This is a genomic window from Maribacter sp. R86514 (assembly GCF_044597005.1).
Taxonomy (GTDB): Bacteria; Bacteroidota; Bacteroidia; order Flavobacteriales; family Flavobacteriaceae; genus Maribacter.
This window is the reverse complement of sequence record NZ_CP138999.1, coordinates 834,533-850,768: the sequence shown is the minus strand read 5'-3', so window position 1 is coordinate 850,768 and position 16,236 is coordinate 834,533. Positions and strand designations below refer to the sequence as shown.

Annotated in this window: 18 protein-coding genes and 1 pseudogene; 14 read left to right on the top strand and 5 right to left on the bottom strand. The window is 34.4% G+C overall.

Annotated features, from left to right (window positions below; translation table 11 throughout):
• The first annotated feature begins 31 nt into the window (after positions 1-31).
• The 5 genes from SJY30_RS03690 to SJY30_RS03670 all read left to right on the top strand — a co-directional run bounded on the left by SJY30_RS03690 (position 32) and on the right by SJY30_RS03670 (position 3,776).
• Positions 32-436 (top strand): hypothetical protein, encoded by a 405-nt coding sequence (locus tag SJY30_RS03690; RefSeq protein WP_396634259.1) that lies wholly within the window; start codon positions 32-34, stop codon positions 434-436.
• A 165-nt stretch (positions 437-601) separates the two neighbouring features.
• On the top strand, positions 602-1,675 hold the full coding sequence (gene ribD, locus SJY30_RS03685) for a bifunctional diaminohydroxyphosphoribosylaminopyrimidine deaminase/5-amino-6-(5-phosphoribosylamino)uracil reductase RibD (RefSeq protein WP_396635302.1): 1,074 nt from the start codon (positions 602-604) through the stop codon (positions 1,673-1,675).
• Positions 1,668-2,270: an HAD family hydrolase gene (locus SJY30_RS03680; RefSeq protein WP_396634258.1), complete on the top strand. Its 603-nt coding sequence runs from the start codon at positions 1,668-1,670 to the stop codon at positions 2,268-2,270. The genes ribD and SJY30_RS03680 overlap by 8 nt, the downstream gene beginning before the upstream one ends.
• On the top strand, positions 2,271-3,155 hold the full coding sequence (locus SJY30_RS03675; RefSeq protein WP_396634257.1) for an EamA family transporter: 885 nt from the start codon (positions 2,271-2,273) through the stop codon (positions 3,153-3,155).
• 18 nt (positions 3,156-3,173) lie between these two features.
• The gene (locus SJY30_RS03670; protein ID WP_396634256.1) at positions 3,174-3,776 is read left to right on the top strand and encodes an IMPACT family protein; all 603 of its coding nucleotides are present in this window, start codon (positions 3,174-3,176) and stop codon (positions 3,774-3,776) included.
• 3 nt (positions 3,777-3,779) lie between these two features.
• Here SJY30_RS03670 and SJY30_RS03665 read toward each other — a convergent pair whose 3' ends face one another.
• Positions 3,780-4,178 (bottom strand): acyl-CoA thioesterase, encoded by a 399-nt coding sequence (locus SJY30_RS03665; protein ID WP_396634255.1) that lies wholly within the window; start codon positions 4,176-4,178, stop codon positions 3,780-3,782.
• 202 nt (positions 4,179-4,380) lie between these two features.
• On the opposite strand from SJY30_RS03665, the gene dnaA reads away from it, so the two are divergent.
• From dnaA to SJY30_RS03650, 3 genes and pseudogenes are all read left to right on the top strand, one after another.
• Positions 4,381-5,805, top strand: coding sequence for a chromosomal replication initiator protein DnaA (gene dnaA, locus SJY30_RS03660; RefSeq protein WP_396634254.1), 1,425 nt, complete (start codon positions 4,381-4,383; stop codon positions 5,803-5,805).
• Positions 5,806-5,817: 12 nt separating this feature from the next.
• Positions 5,818-6,270, top strand: coding sequence for a low molecular weight protein-tyrosine-phosphatase (locus SJY30_RS03655; RefSeq protein ID WP_396634253.1), 453 nt, complete (start codon positions 5,818-5,820; stop codon positions 6,268-6,270).
• A pseudogene (locus SJY30_RS03650) lies at positions 6,271-6,992 on the top strand (SAM-dependent methyltransferase).
• Between the two features lie 55 nt (positions 6,993-7,047).
• Here the strand turns inward: SJY30_RS03650 and SJY30_RS03645 are convergent.
• The 4 genes from SJY30_RS03645 to dapF all read right to left on the bottom strand — a co-directional run bounded on the left by SJY30_RS03645 (position 7,048) and on the right by dapF (position 10,162).
• Positions 7,048-7,677, bottom strand: coding sequence for a hypothetical protein (locus SJY30_RS03645; protein WP_396634252.1), 630 nt, complete (start codon positions 7,675-7,677; stop codon positions 7,048-7,050).
• 147 nt (positions 7,678-7,824) lie between these two features.
• A complete protein-coding gene (gene mltG, locus SJY30_RS03640; RefSeq protein WP_396634251.1) occupies positions 7,825-8,868 on the bottom strand; it encodes an endolytic transglycosylase MltG in 1,044 nt (347 codons plus the stop codon).
• The gene (locus SJY30_RS03635; RefSeq protein WP_396634250.1) at positions 8,868-9,392 is read right to left on the bottom strand and encodes a GNAT family N-acetyltransferase; all 525 of its coding nucleotides are present in this window, start codon (positions 9,390-9,392) and stop codon (positions 8,868-8,870) included. The genes mltG and SJY30_RS03635 overlap by 1 nt, the downstream gene beginning before the upstream one ends.
• Positions 9,386-10,162, bottom strand: coding sequence for a diaminopimelate epimerase (gene dapF, locus SJY30_RS03630; RefSeq protein ID WP_396634249.1), 777 nt, complete (start codon positions 10,160-10,162; stop codon positions 9,386-9,388). The genes SJY30_RS03635 and dapF overlap by 7 nt, the downstream gene beginning before the upstream one ends.
• 127 nt (positions 10,163-10,289) lie before the next feature.
• Here dapF and SJY30_RS03625 point away from each other — a divergent pair, with 127 nt between their 5' ends.
• From SJY30_RS03625 to rplS, 6 genes are all read left to right on the top strand, one after another.
• Positions 10,290-11,681 (top strand): S1C family serine protease, encoded by a 1,392-nt coding sequence (locus SJY30_RS03625; RefSeq protein ID WP_396634248.1) that lies wholly within the window; start codon positions 10,290-10,292, stop codon positions 11,679-11,681.
• A 116-nt stretch (positions 11,682-11,797) separates the two neighbouring features.
• A complete protein-coding gene (locus SJY30_RS03620; protein WP_396634247.1) occupies positions 11,798-13,246 on the top strand; it encodes a glyceraldehyde-3-phosphate dehydrogenase in 1,449 nt (482 codons plus the stop codon).
• A 145-nt stretch (positions 13,247-13,391) separates the two neighbouring features.
• A complete protein-coding gene (locus tag SJY30_RS03615; protein ID WP_396634246.1) occupies positions 13,392-14,015 on the top strand; it encodes a tRNA (guanine-N1)-methyltransferase in 624 nt (207 codons plus the stop codon).
• 33 nt (positions 14,016-14,048) lie between these two features.
• Positions 14,049-14,492, top strand: coding sequence for a GNAT family N-acetyltransferase (locus SJY30_RS03610; RefSeq protein ID WP_396634245.1), 444 nt, complete (start codon positions 14,049-14,051; stop codon positions 14,490-14,492).
• A gap of 17 nt (positions 14,493-14,509) precedes the next feature.
• Complete coding sequence (trmD, locus tag SJY30_RS03605) at positions 14,510-15,184, top strand: tRNA (guanosine(37)-N1)-methyltransferase TrmD (protein ID WP_396634244.1); 675 nt, start codon at positions 14,510-14,512, stop codon at positions 15,182-15,184.
• Positions 15,185-15,320: 136 nt separating this feature from the next.
• Positions 15,321-15,671, top strand: coding sequence for a 50S ribosomal protein L19 (rplS, locus tag SJY30_RS03600; protein WP_036154956.1), 351 nt, complete (start codon positions 15,321-15,323; stop codon positions 15,669-15,671).
• Positions 15,672-16,236: the final 565 nt, after the last annotated feature.

The following is a 16,236-nucleotide window of genomic DNA, read 5'->3' as shown; positions in this document are numbered from 1 at the left end:
TTAACAATTATTAAAAAACAGACCTTTAGTTATGTTCAATTTTTTTAAAAAGAAAAATACCCCTCCTGAATTTGAATTTATAAAATCATACCCACATAAGGATAAGTACTTTTCACGTGTAAAAAAATGGGACTGGTTAAATACCGAACAAATTAATCTATTTGAAAAAGACCATACCGGAAAGATTAAAATAATAACAATGGATTATTGGTCACAAGAAATGTTTTTAGATGCAGATGGAAAAACAACAATACAAGAATATTTACATGTTCTTATAAAACAATTTCAAGATAGTAAAATGAAAATTCCAAAAGATTTGGATGAGTTTATGATAGAAACTTTGTGGAGTTTAAAAACTGATTTAGGAGCTATAGAATTTACAGATTCACCTTTTGAAATCGATTCTGAATTTAAAAATCCCATTTCAAAAAATTAACTATTGAGAAAATTGAGTTGTTTAGAAATAAATACGAACGTTGTGGTTAATTAATTAGCTTAAAATTTAAAGTTATATATCTGACTATACTTACCATTGATAAAATTAATTTAATTAGAAAGCTAAAGTTTGATGTCCATTAATAATCTAGATACCAACAATTCAATGCCGTTAAATAGAGATGCGCTTTCTACCGATGAAACCTATATGCTTCGTTGTATACAGATAGCAAAGAACGGACTAGGATCAACAGCACCCAACCCTATGGTAGGCGCTGTAATTGTGCATAATGATAAAATTATTGGCGAAGGATTTACTAGCGCATACGGTGGCTCTCACGCTGAGGTCAATGCAATTAACTCCGTTTCTGATGTTTCGCTTTTAAAATCATCTACCATTTATGTAACCTTAGAACCTTGTTCTCATTACGGTAAAACTCCGCCTTGTGCAGATTTAATCGTAAAAATGGGAATACCTAAAGTTGTTATAGGTTTAAAGGACCCGCATGAAAAAGTAGCCGGTAAAGGAATTAAAAAATTAGAAGAAGCAGGTTGTATTGTACTAGTTGGTATTCTACAAAAAGAATGCGAGGAACATCACAAACGCTTTCTTACTTTTTTCACTAAAAGACGACCATACTTAATTTTAAAATGGGCAGAAACCGCTGACGGATTTATTGCTCCTGAACGGTTAAAACGTGGAGAAGAGAAGAAACCCTATTGGATCACTAATACAAAATCGCGACAATTAGTACATAAATGGCGAAGTGAAGAGGCTGGTATTTTGGTAGGCACGAATACGGTCTTAGATGACAATCCGCAATTAAACCTAAGAGATTGGGACGGCAAAGCACCAACACGCATAGTATTAGATAGAAGCCTAAAAATAACAACGGATTATCATGTTCTTGACGGAAAGCAAAAAACCATAATTTGCACCGAAATAAATGAACGCAAAGATGATATTGCCGAAGTAACTTATAAAGTCTTAGATTTTAATTCTAACATACCACAACAAATGTGCGATATGATGCACGAAGAACAAATACAAAGTGTCATAATCGAAGGCGGATTACAAACACTTCAAAGTTTTATTGATGCTAACCTTTGGGACGAAGCAAGAATTTTCAAAGGAACAAACAGATTTTCTAAAGGTATTGCCGCACCCAAAATATCAGGACGAAGACTAAAACAAATTCAAATTTTAACCGACCAACTAACCATAATACGTAATGATTAAAAATATCATATTTGATTTTGGAGATATCTTCATTAATCTAGATAAGCAAGCCCCTTTATTAGAAATGGCAAAATTCGGATTCACCGAATTGACCCCGGAATTGGATACTATTTTTAAAGAATACGAAATGGGATTAATGGAGTCTGATGAATTTGTTAATCGAATACAGGGTATTTTTACCAATGCTTCTGAAGATCAGATTAAAGACGCATGGAATTCCATTATTTTAGATTTTCCTGAAGAACGCTTAGAATTCATTGAAAAATTAAAAAACGATAATAAATACCGATTGTTTTTATTAAGTAATACCAATGATTTACACATAGACAAAGTGAAAGAATCCATGGGATTGGAACGCTTCAAGAGATTTAAAAACTGTTTTGAGGTTTTCTACCTATCTCAAGAAATGAAAATGCGCAAACCTAATGCAGATATTTATGAATTTGTCTTAAAAGAAAATGAATTAAATGCAAATGAGACGTTCTTTTTAGATGACACTAAAGAAAATACAGATGCCGCTTCTAAGCTAGGTATACATTGCTGGAATCTTCAAGTGGGTAAAGAAGATGTTCTAGAAACTTTAAGCCATCTCTAAATGATGTATTTAGCGCTTAGCATTCTTTTTTCAAGTCTAATCTTCGTTATTTTTAAATTGTATGCCAAATATCAGGTTCAAACGATATATGCCATAATTACCAATTACTTTGTTGCTTGCACTGTAGGTATCATTTATTATGATGAGCCCATACACCTTGCTGAAATACCACAGAAAAGTTGGTTCTGGGGAAGTGTCGCTTTAGGTCTTCTTTTCATACTGATATTCAATTTAATGGCAGCCACCTCTCAGAAACTGGGAGTATCCGTTGCTTCGGTTGCTACAAAAATGTCGTTAACCATACCGGTGCTATTCGGAGTGTTCTTCTATAAAGAATCACTTGGAGTATTAGAAATTATAGGAATCATATTAGCCTTATTAGCCGTTTACTTTACTTCATTAAAAGAAAAGAAAATCAAAGCAGAGAAATGGGCTTTTGCACTACCTGTTTTGGTCTTTCTAGGTTCAGGTACTATCGATACCAGTATAAAGTATTTTCAAGATGCACATATGCCCGAAGAGGAATATGCCTTGTTCTCAGCTACGGTTTTTGCCGCTGCAGGTATATTCGGTTTATTCTTCATAGCATTTAAATCTACCAAGCAACGACTTAAAATTAATTTCAAAAATATACTTGGCGGTATTTGCTTAGGTATACCTAATTATTTTTCCATCTACTTTTTATTAAAAGCGCTACAACATCCTACGTGGAACAGTGCTGCGGTTTTTACCATAAACAATGTTGCTATTGTTATGTTCTCAACTTTGCTTGGTATTTTACTTTTCAGAGAGCGCCTAACAATCAAAAACTGGTTTGGAATAGGATTGGCTATCTTTAGTATCATTCTGGTCGCTTTTGGTCAGCAACTAATGACTTTCATTTAAAATATACCGATTACTACAATGGACGACTATAAAACAATCGCCAAACCATCTGGTCCTATTTTGTTCAAAGAGCGAAAGAGCAAGTTTTATGGCTATTGTTTTCCTGTTTCTGATGAAGAAACGATTAAAGAACATATTGAAGCTCTTAAAAAAGAATATCCCACAGCAAACCACGTATGCTATGCTTGGCAAATGGGTATTGAAACAAAATCATATCGCGCCAATGACGATGGTGAACCAAACAATTCTGCCGGTATGCCCATTTATGGTCAATTACAATCTTTTGATGTAACAAATACCCTAGTTGCAGTTGTTCGTGTTTTTGGTGGCACAAAATTAGGAGTAGGCGGATTAATAAGTGCTTACAAAGAAGCCGCTAAGCTAGCGTTGGAAAATGCTATAATAGTTACCAAGGTTTTACAGCAACAATTATCAGTAACTTTTGAATATTCAGAAATGGATGTTGTAATGCGTTTGGTAAAAAAACACCAATTGAATATCGTATCTCAAGATTTACATTTAAAATGCAAAATGATACTCTCTATCAATAAGAGTGATTTCAAAAAAACAATGAACCTTTTAAAAGCTCATCACAAATTAGAAATAAGGGAAATTGAATAATTTTTAATACTCCAATTTATCTAAAAGTATTTGCGGACATCTAGTAGGTCTTTTACGCTCCATATCCATAAAAACCAAAACGGTATTTGCCGTAGCTAATAATTCTCCTGCCTCATTCGTAATTTCATAATCAAATTCAATTCTTACAGCCGGTTTTTTATTCAAAATAACTTTAACGGTTATTAAATCATCATACAAAGCCGACTTCAAATATTTTATGGACAAACTTATTACCGGAAGCATAATTCCGCCTTCCTCCATGCTTTTGTAGGAAATACCCAATGCCCTTAACCATTCAACTCTTGCCAATTCTAAATATTGAGCATAGTTACCATGATAGACAACCCCCATCTGGTCAGTTTCTGAGTATCTAATTCGAAAAGAAATTTCGTTTGTTCGCATTTATTTCAAGTAAAAAGTATATATTTAAAAGCTCCCCCTTTGAGTAAGCGAACATGAGAAAAAAAAAGGTCAAATTCAATGACATTCGATTTTTTTTTTCAATATTTTGTTCACATATTTGCCCAAGTTGAACGAGAACCTATATTGATTTTTTCTAATCACTTATAGCTCAACACTAACCATTAAAAGAGTATAATTTATTATGAGTGTTACTGCAAATTCCGTATGGAAAAACTGTTTGGTGTTTATTAAGGATAATATCCAACCGCAGGCATTCAAAACATGGTTTGAGCCCATTAAACCGATTAAACTTTCAGAGAAAGCATTAAGTATTCAAGTGCCAAGTAAATTCTTTTACGAGTGGCTAGAAGAACATTATGTTAAACTTTTAAAAGTTGCTTTAACCAAAGAGTTGGGTGAATCTGCAAAGTTGGTCTATATTATTAGAATGGAAAACACCTATGGTAACAAAGAGCCTTTTACAGAAAAGATTCCAAGTTCCAACAGAGGTGCAATGGCGGCCCAAGAAATGGATGTTCCGATTAAATCTAAAAATCCAGAATTACGCAATCCGTTCGTAATTCCGGGTATTAGAAATATCAAAATAGAATCGCAGTTAAATCCTAATTATAACTTTGACAATTTCCTTGAAGGTGACTCAAACCGATTAGCCAGATCTGCCGGTATGGCCGTTGCCAATAAACCAGGTGGCACATCTTTTAATCCGTTATTGGTTTTTGGTGGTGTAGGTCTTGGAAAAACTCACTTAGCTCATGCTATTGGTGTTGAAATAAAAGATAAATACCCTGAACGTACTGTTTTATATATTTCTGCGGAGAAATTTACACAACAGTATATTGAATCCGTTAAGAAAAATACCAGAAATGACTTTATTCATTTCTATCAGTTAATAGATGTATTGATTATTGATGATGTACAATTTCTATCAGGTAAATCTGGTACGCAAGATGTATTCTTCCATATTTTCAACCATCTACACCAAAACGGAAAACAAGTTATTTTAACTTCAGATAAAGCGCCTGTAGATATGCAGGATATTGAACAACGTTTACTTTCTCGTTTCAAATGGGGATTATCGGCAGAATTGCAGAGTCCTGATTACGAAACAAGAATCTCTATCCTAAAGAATAAATTATATAGAGATGGTGTTGAAATACCTGAAGATATCATTGAATATGTTGCTAAACATATTAAAACAAATATTAGAGAATTAGAAGGTGCCATTATTTCCCTAATAGCACAGTCTACTCTAAATAAAAGAGAGGTTACTATTGAGCTTGCTCAACAGGTTGTAGAAAAGTTTGTAAAGAACACCAAACGCGAAGTATCTATCGACTACATACAAAAAGTAGTTTCTGATTACTTTGAAATGGACGTTGCCACTTTACAATCTAAAACAAGAAAAAGACACATTGTACAAGCAAGACAATTAGCCATGTTCTTTGCCAAGAAGTTTACTAAAGCTTCATTAGCAAGTATTGGTTCGCAAATTGGAAAAAGAGATCATGCAACTGTTTTACACGCATGCAAAACTGTTGACAATCTTGCCGAAACCGATAAGCAGTTTCGCAAATACATAGATGACCTTACTAAGAAATTTTCTTAAAACTTACGTTACATGAAAGTGTTGATGGTTTGCCTGGGTAATATATGTAGGTCTCCATTAGCAGAAGGCATTCTAAAAAGTAAAGTTGACGCTACTAAAATTTTCGTAGATTCGGCAGGTACCGGAGGTTATCATATTGGTAATGCTCCTGACCCAAGATCGATTAAGGTAGCCCATGAACATGGTTTGGACATAAGCTCTCAAATTTGCAGAAAATTTACCGTTTCTGATTTTGATGCTTTTGACGTCATATACGCCATGGATAAAAGTAACTATGCCAATATCATAAGTTTAGCAAGAAATAATGATGAGGTAGAAAAAGTAAAGCTTATTTTAAATGAAATAAGTTTATCTGATAAAGAAGTGCCAGATCCATATTATGATGCTGAAGACGGATTTGAAAATGTATTTCAAATGATCGACCAAGCTTGCGATCGTATAGCAGCGAGATTACAAAGTAAATAAATGAGTGTGCAAAACGGAAAAACAGGACAAGTATATTTAATACCTACAACATTAGGCGATATGCCACCTTTAGAGGTTTTACCAATCTCAATTAAACAAACAATTGAGAAATTAGACCACTACGTGGTTGAAAATGAAAAAACCGCTCGCCGTTTTATCAAAAAAATCAGCCCTAGAAAATCGCAACCAGACTTAAAACTATTTGTTTTAAACAAGTTTACGGAACCTGCCGAGATTCCAAGTTTTTTGAATCCGTGTTTAGAAGGTTTCGATGTAGGAATACTTTCTGAAGCCGGTTGCCCAGGTATAGCCGATCCAGGCGCTGCAGTAGTTAAAATTGCACACGACAAAAATATTCAAGTAATACCTTTGGTTGGCCCTCTTCCATTCTATTAGCTTTGATGGCAAGTGGCATGAACGGTCAAAATTTTGCTTTTAATGGCTACCTACCTATTGATAGTTCTGACCGTAAAAAGTATATCAAGAATTTGGAACGCAGGTCTAAAGAAGAAAACCAATCTCAACTATTTATTGAAACACCCTACCGTAATAACAAAATGCTAGAAGAGCTTATTAAAACATTAGCTCCAAGCACAAGAATATGCGTAGCTGCCGATATTACATTACCTACGGAATATATTAAAACCAAGACTGCTATACATTGGAAAAAAGAGAATGTAGATTTACACAAAAGACCTGCTATCTTTATCATTCAGGCATAAAAAAACCTTGACAAATAAATGCCAAGGTTTCCCATTTTCATATCTACTTAAACTCTTATATTCTAGGATTACGCTTTCCCTCTACCATAGAAACATCATAACCAGCAAACTTTTTCATGTAATTGGAAATACTGGTACCATAACCATCCGAAAGCTCCATACGACCGTGAGATCTTAGATACAACTTTACATTACCAGGTCCTGCTAAATGTGCAGCAGCCAAAATACCGGATTCCGTTATTTGAATGCCATTCATTTTTACACCAACATAACGCTTAATATCTCTTCTTAAAATCCATTTGTTACGTGACGTGTTCACCTGAAATACTTTCTCTTGCAACACAGGGTTGCTCAAAAACTGATCGCCATCATAAACACCAACCAACTCTAGCGTACCTAGACCAAATTGATACTTACCCAAGTAACCAAAAGTATTTATCACAAAATAATTGCCTTGAGACTCTTTAAAAGCCAATGCTTCTTTAAAGCCTATAAATTGACTACCAAGAAACGGGGGAGCGATTTGATAATTTGCCAATAAAGCCTCTTCCTGAGGATAAGAAACCAAAAAAGATTCCTTCACTTTTAACTGCTTAGGCACTTCAACCGTAAAAGGTTTAAACCCATAACCAGATAAAACAAAAATCACAATCAGAGGACAACTTGCTAATATCCATCTTCTCATATCATATATTTCTTAAGACTTACGGCGACTACTATTTGCTTGCTTAAATTTCTGCGGCAAAGGTAGACCTGAATTTATAAGACTTTAAGAAGGTTCTGTTAAAAGAATACAGATTTAGTTAAGAAGTTCTAAAATTCGGATGAAAGCTTACCTCTTGATTTTCTGAGCGTTGATCCATCGGATGTACTGCGCTTTATTTCGGTTGTGTTGCGTTAAATTCTCTGCAAACATGTGATAACCGAACTTTTCTACATTTGCTACAAAATAGTAATAATTGTGCTTTTTAGGGTTCAAAACCGCATCTATTGCAGTAATATCGGGCATTGCAATAGGACCAGGTGGCAAACCTGCATATTTGTAAGTATTATATGGAGAATCCATTTCTAGATCCCTGTAGAGCACTCTTTTAATTATAGTATCAAAATTTCCCGTTTCTTTCTTAATTGCATAAATAACGGTAGGATCTGCCTGCAACAACATTTTCTTTCTTAATCGATTCAAATAAACCCCTGCAACCGTAGGTCTTTCATCAACTTTTGCGGTTTCTTTATGAACAATAGATGCTAAGGCAATTACCTCATTTGGCTTTAAACCAAGAGCACTCGCTTTGTCTTTACGAGTATCGGTCCAAAAGCGATTGTATTCTTTTAACATTCTACCTCTGAATGATTCTGCAGATGTATTCCAAAAGAACTCATAGCTATTAGGGATATACAATGCTATTTTATTGGCGTCGTCAAATCCGTTTGCCTTCAAAAAATCTTTATCATTGAAAGCCGCGACCAATGAAATGCTATCCGCCTCGATCTGACCTGCAATTCTTCCCGCTAAATCATTGATATTTTCTTGATTGTTAAATGACACTTTAACAGGTAAGTTTCCACTTCGTAAAGAATTTACAATCTCATTATTGTTCATTCCCTTACCTAATCTATACCTTCCTGCCTTAATATTACCTAAATATCCTTTTCTATCTGCAGCTGACTCAAAAGAATCAAAATCTTCCAATACGGGAGAAAGTCGTTCTTTTAAATCCTCAATAGAAGCATCCGTAGGTATGAAAACTATAGCTTCTTCATTATTCAAACTAGTGTTCGGAGTAAAGAAAGTTCCGTAAACCGTATAGGCAAAAATTCCGCCTCCAATTAAACCTAAGAGCACTATGCCCAGTAAAATACGTTTGATGTACATTAATTATTTATTTTTTGCAATAATACTTCATTCTTATAGGTATCCTTAAACCGTACCCAATCTTTCTTAACTCCAATTTCTTGAAATCCTAGTTTTTTGAATAAATGCAGACTTGGTGCATTCTCCTCTAAAATATTTGCGTAGATCTGCTTTAACCCCAAAACATTAAATAGGTAAGTACACAATAGCGTAATAGCCTCTGAACCTATTCCCCTATTTCTTTGACCCTCATCTAATACGATTATTCCAATTCCTGCCCGATTATGATTTGGCTCAAAATCAAAAACATCAATTAAACCGACAGCTTTATGATCTTTAGAACATATTACCAGCCTTAATTGCTTTACATCATAAATATCTCTGTGAGCACTATCTAGGTAAAGTTGCAACACATCTTTAGAATACGGTGTAACCGTACCGCTCACTTCCCAAACACCGGTATTATTCTCAAGTTCGTACAAAAAATCAAGATCTCTTTGCTCTAAAGCCCTTAAATATATTTGTTCTCCTTTTAATGTTACCACGTTAGCTCTCCTTTAAATACTTGCTTCGCCTCTCCTTTAAGAAATATATTACTATACACACCGTCCTCTTCTTCAAAGGTCACTTCTAGCTGACCACCTAATGCATTGACCGCAATGCTCTTATCTTTTGTATTACCTAGGTGATACATACTTAATGCAACTGCAGTTACCCCTGTACCACATGATAAAGTTTCATCTTCAACGCCACGTTCATAGGTTCTTATATCAAATCCGCCTTTGGTATTTGCCTCTACAAAATTGATATTACTACCCTTTTCTCCGTAGACACCATAACGCATTCGCGCACCTTCTTTAGTGACATCAAAAGACTTTAAATCGCTCACCATTTGCACATGGTGCGGCGAGCCCGTATTCATAAAGAGGGCACTTGATTTCTCTTTTATTTCTTTTACATCTATCATTTTAAGACTTACCACATCATCTATAATGGTTGCTTCATGAAGCCCGTCTACAGCAATAAAAACAGTATCCTTCTTTATAATTTCTAGAAAATGGGCAAATGCAACAATGCATCTTCCCCCATTACCACACATACTACTCTCGTTTCCATCGGCATTATAATAGACCATTTTAAAATCGGTAGCCTCGTCATTTTCCAGTAAAATAAGTCCGTCAGCACCTACCCCAAATCTTCTATGGCAAATTTTAGCTATTAATTCGGTATTATCCTTCGGAAATTCTTCGTTTCGATTGTCGATCATCACAAAATCATTACCGGTACCCTGATATTTATAAAATGTATTTTCCATACTATAATAAAGTCTCAAAGATAGCACATAATTACGTTTTGCTTGGTAGTTAAAAAGTAGTTAAACGCTTATGAAATAGTATAAAAACGAGTAATTTTGTGCATAATACGTTAAATCTTTGATAAATATGAAAAGAATAGCAAGTCTCTTGTTTATATCTGTTTTCGCCGGTGCAATTACATTGGGTGCTTACAAACTATTTTTCGAGAAGGAAAATTTCACCGTCATTAGTCAAGAAAACAATGGCGGTATTGTAAATGCAAGCTACACACCAACTTCTGCAAGAGGTGCCGGTATCAATGAGGTGGATTTTACCGTTGCGGCCGAGAATACCGTTAATGCCGTGGTCCACGTAAAGAATATCACTATAAGTAAAGCTCCTACCACTATTTTCGATGTTTTTTATGGAACCAGTAGAAGTGCGGTACCACAAGTAGGAACTGGATCAGGTGTAATTATATCTTCTGACGGATACATTGTTACCAATAACCACGTCATCAACAAAGCCACTCAATTACAGGTAACTCTAAACAACAATAGAACATACAAAGCCGAATTGATCGGTACCGACCCAAATTCTGATATTGCTTTAATAAAAATCGACCCTAATGAAAAGCTACCTTACTTAGCTTTCGGCGATTCTGACCATACCAAAATTGGCGAGTGGGTGTTAGCCGTAGGTAATCCCTTTAACCTAACTTCCACTGTTACCGCAGGTATCGTTAGTGCTAAAGCTCGTAATCTTGGCAAAAATCAATCTTTCATACAGACCGATGCTGCTGTAAACCCAGGTAATTCTGGTGGTGCCTTAGTAAATACTAATGGCGATTTAGTGGGTATCAATACGGCTATTACCTCACAAACAGGTTCTTATGTAGGATATTCTTTCGCAGTACCTAGTAATATTGCAAAAAAGGTCGTTCAAGACATATTGGAATACGGTAACGTTCAAAAAGGATTTATGGGCATTAGTCCTGCTCCAGTAAATACCAGAGATGCTATAGAAAGAGGTATCAATAATATCGACGGAGTGTTTATTGAATTGGTAGAAGAAGAGTCTGCAGCGGAAGAAGCTGGAATCGTTGTCGGTGATATTATTAAAAAAGTCGATGAAATTGATGTACATAAATATCCTGATTTAACCGGATATCTTTCAACAAAAAGACCAGGCGACACTCTAGAATTTATTGTTGATAGAGATAAAGAACTACTTACACTTCCTTTAATATTAAAAGAAAGACAGAAGTTAATAGTACCTGAAATGGGTTTAGAAGTTAGAAACCTGACCGAACACGACAAGAAGGTTTACAAGACAACATCTGGTGTAAAAATCACCGGAGTACCTGAAAGATACAGAGGTTACGGCTTGTCTGAAAAAGTAATTGTCAAAGTAGACGATTATGAAATAGGAAATATCGATGACGCTTACACCGCTTTTGCAAGCATTTCTAAATATGGAAAAACGGTTATTGTTATGGTAGGCTCAAATGGTGAAAGAGACCGACTGATCTTTCAATAATAATTCAAGTAAAAAATACAGCCTTCGTAAAAACGAGGGCTTTTTTTTGAAAAATATTTATTTTAAGTGGTTAATTTTTCTAGTTTTGTGCGAATTCTAAAAATAATCAACAAATTATGGCTCCACAAACCACATTTGAAAAAGAGCTGGCATTTCAAGCAGATCGCAGAAAAGCTACGACTGAATTTATCAAAATCGTTAGCGATTTATGGTACGATAAATCTATTGAAATTGTCCTTTTTAAAAATCAGGTTATCGACAAAAATGTAAGTGACATTATTCATTTACATGAGTACGCAGGTGAATTTGTACAGAAACCGATATCTATTTTTGATTCCGTAGAAATTCTTCGGGCTATTTCAGATATGATGCTTCCGCCATCGAAACTGGATATTGGCAAACTAACCTACGAATACCATTCTGACACTAACATCTTAAACAACGTAAAATCTTTTGTAATAGATAAATTACAATCGGCACAAGATTTTAAAAATATAGAACCTAAAGATGTTGTCTTATACGGTTTTGGTAGAATAGGAAGATTAGTTGCCAGAGAATTAATGTCTAAAACAGGTAAAGGCAATCAATTACGATTAAGAGCAATTGTAGTAAGAGGCAAACCAAGTATTGAAAACCTTGAAAAAAGAGCAAGTTTACTTAGAACCGATTCTGTACATGGTATTTTTAATGGTACGGTAAAAGTTGACTACGCCAATCTAAAACTTATTATCAACGGCACAACGGTACATGTTATTTACGCAAACATGCCCGAAGAAATCGACTATACCAAATACGGTATTAACGAAGCCTTGATCATTGATAATACCGGCGCTTTCAGAACCAAAGAACAATTGGAAAGACACCTGCAAGCAAATGGATCATCTAAAGTGCTATTGACTGCACCAGGAAAAGAAGTACCTAATATTGTGCACGGTGTAAATCATTTAGAAAATGATCCCGATAACACCAACATTTTTTCAGCAGCATCTTGTACAACAAATGCCATTACACCAATACTAAAGGCTATTGAAGAAACTTTAGGTATCGAAAAAGGACACTTAGAAACTATTCATGCATATACCAACGACCAAAACTTGGTAGATAATATGCATGGTAAATATAGAAGAGGTCGCGCAGCCGGACTAAACATGGTAATTACCGAAACCGGTGCTGGAAAAGCGGTTACAAAGGCATTACCTTCATTAGATGGTAAACTGACATCTAACGCTATTAGAGTTCCTGTTCCTAACGGTTCTTTAGCTATTTTAAATCTTGATGTAAATCAAAAAACATCTTTAGAAGGCGTAAATAGTATGATTAAAAAGTATGCGTTAGAAGGTGATTTGGTAGAACAAATTAAATACTCTTTAGATAAAGAATTGGTATCTTCAGACATTATAGGCACCTCTGCGCCATCTATTTACGACAGCATGGCAACTATTGTATCGGAATCTGGTAAAAACGTTGTTCTTTATATTTGGTATGACAATGAATACGGTTATTCTCACCAAGTAATTCGTTTGGCAAAGTATATTGCAAAAGTTCGTCGTTTTACCTATTATTAATCGTCATATTGAAAACATCTATTTGATGATTTCTTACGTAATTAAATAAACAGTTTTATGCTTTGTACTTTTTTTTCTTTATTCAATAATTATAAAGTACTTTAGTCGACTCTAAATTATTCAAATTAACCTAAGAATCTATTACATGAAGTTTTATAGAATACTATTGTTACTGGTCTTTATTTTAGCTAGTAATGTACAATTTGCACAAGATACTGAAGAAGAGCAAGATAAACTATCTCTTGACGAAGGTCCGATCAGCAATCAGTTCGATTATATTGCAAAACGTTCAGGAAATTATAGAGCCGATGGTGTTAGATACGAGGTGGTAAAAGAAACCAATCTTTTTAAAATACGTAGAAATGTTTTGGATTCCATAGCCGCTATGAATAAAAAAACTGGCGAGCTTAAAACTACTATTGCAGAGCACGAAACTACTATTACATCCTTAAATAAAAAATTAGAAGAAACTACTACTAATTTAGGGGCGGTTACCGAAGAAAAAGATAGTATGTCTTTCTTAGGTCTACCTGTTTCAAAAGGGACTTATAATTTTGTTCTTTGGACAATAATTGGAGCATTGTTTTTAACGCTAGGTTTATTTATCTATAAATTTAGAAATAGTAATATTTTAACCCAAGAGGCAAAACAAAACCTTTCTGAACTAGAAGTTGAATACGAAGACCATAGAAGAAGAGCTTTAGAGCGAGAGCAAAAAATAAGTAGGCAACTACAAGATGAAATTAACAAGCAGAAGAAAACTAAATAATTAAAAGCTCCTTTATGGAGCTTTTTTTTTGATATGACACAAATAAAAAGAATTACAATAGCAGAGATCAACGACATCTTATCTCTTTTTGATGGATATAGAGTGTTTTATAAAATGGATTCGGACATCGATGCTACCACCAAGTTTTTAAAAAATAGAATTGCGAAAGAAGAATCTATCATATTTGTAGCGTACAAAGACAATATAGCCGTAGGTTTTACACAATTATATTACACTTTCTCTTCTGTAAGTTTACAAGAATCCCTCATTTTAAATGATTTGTTTGTTCATGCGGATTATAGAGGAAAATCTATTGGTGAACAATTACTTTTAAAAGCGCAAGATTTTTGCAAACAGAATAGCTATAAAGGACTAGCATTGGAAACAGCTATTGACAATCCTGCTCAAAAATTATATGAGAAATTAGGATGGGAAAAAGATTACCATGCTTTTCACTACTTTTGGCAGGTTAAATGATGATGCAAGATTAAAAGATGCGAATAGATATTATTACCGTATTACCTGAATTACTGACCAGTCCGTTTGAAGCCTCCATTTTAAAAAGAGCCATTGATAAAGGATTAGTTGAAGTCCACTTTCATAATATTAGAGATTACACCTCTACCAAATACCGTAATGTTGATGACTATCAGTTTGGCGGTGGTGCAGGTATGGTTTTAATGATAGAACCAATAGACAAGTGCATTACCGAATTGAAGTCGCAACGAGACTATGATGAAGTTATCTACATGACTCCTGATGGCGCTACCTTAAATCAGAAAATGGCAAATACACTTTCTATGGTAGAGAACATTATAATTCTTTGCGGGCATTATAAAGGAGTAGACCAACGCGTAAGAGATGCTTTCATCACCAAAGAAATATCTATTGGAGATTATGTATTATCCGGCGGAGAGTTAGGTGCTGCAGTGCTTTGCGATTCTATTATTAGACTACTACCTGGTGTATTGAACGATGAAACTTCTGCCCTGACGGATACTTTTCAAGACGGTTTATTAGCCCCGCCGGTATACACCAGACCTGCGGTATATAAAGGAATGAAAGTACCGGATGTATTATTGAGCGGAAACTTTGGCAAGATTGAAGAATGGCGCGAAAACCAGGCACATGAGCGCACAGAAAATTTGCGACCAGATCTTCTAGAGTAGCATATTTATAATTCTTTAAGAAAAAGCATATAAATGCTTGTATGTTTTAATTTTAATATTAATTTTGCACCCTGTTAGAACAACCTCTGACGATAATCGTGAATGTTGCTTTAATTTAATTCCAATTAAATAGACAATGGAATCATTAATAAAATTTGTACAAGACGAGTTCGTAGCTAAAAAAGATTTTCCAAAATTCTCTGCTGGTGATACAATCACAGTATACTACGAAATTAAGGAAGGTGAAAAAACAAGAACTCAGTTCTTTAAAGGTGTTGTAATACAACGTAGAGGTTCTGGTTCAACAGAAACTTTTACTATCCGTAAAATGTCAGGTACCGTAGGTGTTGAGCGTATCTTCCCTGTAAATTTACCAGCATTACAAAAAATTGAAGTTAATAAACGTGGTAAAGTACGTAGATCTAGAATTTACTACTTCCGTGAGTTAACTGGTAAAAAAGCTAGAATTAAAGAGGTAAGAGGATAAATTTCTCTCCATTATAATATTGAGCACTGTTTCATTTTTTGAGACAGTGCTTTTTTTATGAACAAAAGTGAATAACCCCTGTTCATAAAGTGTTGATTAATAAATATTTATAAATTTTACATTTGAATTGTAATTTTTTGTAAATTGTAGTGTAATCAAGAAATTGGAGTGACGAAAAAACCAATTTTAAAATTACTACGAAGTTTACGTTCTTACGTATTGCTGTTCTAATTAAACATTTAATTAATATTGAATGAAGTAATTTTTAAGACTATAAGCTGTCGCCTATAGCACTTAAAATGAATTGAATTATAGAAAAACTATATACTAGGTTTCTATTTTACAATAAAAATGGCAAAGAAGAAATGATGTGTAGATGTTAGGTTACGTACCTGAGAATCGAAAAACATTTTAAAACGTTGAATTAGTGAAGCGGGTGCAATCAAGGGTTGCCGTTCTAATAAAAAATTAGAACAAACTGTCCGTAAGCTTTTTCTAAAAAGCCATATCATTGTATGCGTACATTGATATGGCTTTTGTTATTTAACAAAACTTCTTCCCTAGC

Bases quoted from the DNA above. Each gene is read 5' to 3' on its own strand.
- SJY30_RS03690 (WP_396634259.1), top strand. From the start codon at position 32: ATGTTCAATTTTTTTAAAAAGAAAAATACCCCTCCTGAATTTGAATTT.
- ribD (WP_396635302.1), top strand. From the start codon at position 602: ATGCCGTTAAATAGAGATGCGCTTTCTACCGATGAAACCTATATGCTT.
- SJY30_RS03680 (WP_396634258.1), top strand. From the start codon at position 1,668: ATGATTAAAAATATCATATTTGATTTTGGAGATATCTTCATTAATCTA.
- SJY30_RS03675 (WP_396634257.1), top strand. From the start codon at position 2,271: ATGATGTATTTAGCGCTTAGCATTCTTTTTTCAAGTCTAATCTTCGTT.
- SJY30_RS03670 (WP_396634256.1), top strand. From the start codon at position 3,174: ATGGACGACTATAAAACAATCGCCAAACCATCTGGTCCTATTTTGTTC.
- SJY30_RS03665 (WP_396634255.1), bottom strand. From the start codon at position 4,178: ATGCGAACAAACGAAATTTCTTTTCGAATTAGATACTCAGAAACTGAC.
- dnaA (WP_396634254.1), top strand. From the start codon at position 4,381: ATGAGTGTTACTGCAAATTCCGTATGGAAAAACTGTTTGGTGTTTATT.
- SJY30_RS03655 (WP_396634253.1), top strand. From the start codon at position 5,818: ATGAAAGTGTTGATGGTTTGCCTGGGTAATATATGTAGGTCTCCATTA.
- SJY30_RS03645 (WP_396634252.1), bottom strand. From the start codon at position 7,677: ATGAGAAGATGGATATTAGCAAGTTGTCCTCTGATTGTGATTTTTGTT.
- mltG (WP_396634251.1), bottom strand. From the start codon at position 8,868: ATGTACATCAAACGTATTTTACTGGGCATAGTGCTCTTAGGTTTAATT.
- dapF (WP_396634249.1), bottom strand. From the start codon at position 10,162: ATGGAAAATACATTTTATAAATATCAGGGTACCGGTAATGATTTTGTG.
- SJY30_RS03625 (WP_396634248.1), top strand. From the start codon at position 10,290: ATGAAAAGAATAGCAAGTCTCTTGTTTATATCTGTTTTCGCCGGTGCA.
- SJY30_RS03620 (WP_396634247.1), top strand. From the start codon at position 11,798: ATGGCTCCACAAACCACATTTGAAAAAGAGCTGGCATTTCAAGCAGAT.
- SJY30_RS03615 (WP_396634246.1), top strand. From the start codon at position 13,392: ATGAAGTTTTATAGAATACTATTGTTACTGGTCTTTATTTTAGCTAGT.
- SJY30_RS03610 (WP_396634245.1), top strand. From the start codon at position 14,049: ATGACACAAATAAAAAGAATTACAATAGCAGAGATCAACGACATCTTA.
- trmD (WP_396634244.1), top strand. From the start codon at position 14,510: ATGCGAATAGATATTATTACCGTATTACCTGAATTACTGACCAGTCCG.
- rplS (WP_036154956.1), top strand. From the start codon at position 15,321: ATGGAATCATTAATAAAATTTGTACAAGACGAGTTCGTAGCTAAAAAA.